This is a genomic window from Streptomyces sp. GbtcB7, from assembly GCF_019091445.1.
Lineage (GTDB): Bacteria > Actinomycetota > Actinomycetes > Streptomycetales > Streptomycetaceae > Streptomyces > Streptomyces mirabilis.
On sequence record NZ_JAGXJM010000215.1, the window covers coordinates 1 to 315 of the forward strand.

Here is a 315-nt window from a genome sequence, read left to right on the forward strand (position 1 = left end):
CCAGACCTCGGCGAGTTGCGAGCTCGCGGAGTCCTCGGAGCCCACCCCGCAGCGCCGCCGAGCCCGCGACGAACCCTTAGCGCCGGCCGCACGAACGACGCAGTGCCGGATCCCTCCGACCCGCTCCACGCGGGGTAGACAACGGCGGACCGCTCCGTCTCGCGCTCACGCACCCCGAGATTGCCGTCGTCTGGGCCGACTCCGCCTACGCCGGAATGCTCGTGACCTGGGCCAGGACCTACCTCGACATCACGATCCAAACGGTGCGTCGGCCGCCGGACGCGAAGGGCTTCGTCGTCCTTCCCCGCCGCTGGG

1 pseudogene is annotated in these 315 nt (G+C 71.7%); it reads left to right on the forward strand.

The window, feature by feature from the left end:
- Positions 1-155: 155 nt before the first annotated feature.
- A pseudogene (locus KVT44_RS59745) lies at positions 156-315 on the forward strand (IS5/IS1182 family transposase); the annotation flags it as partial.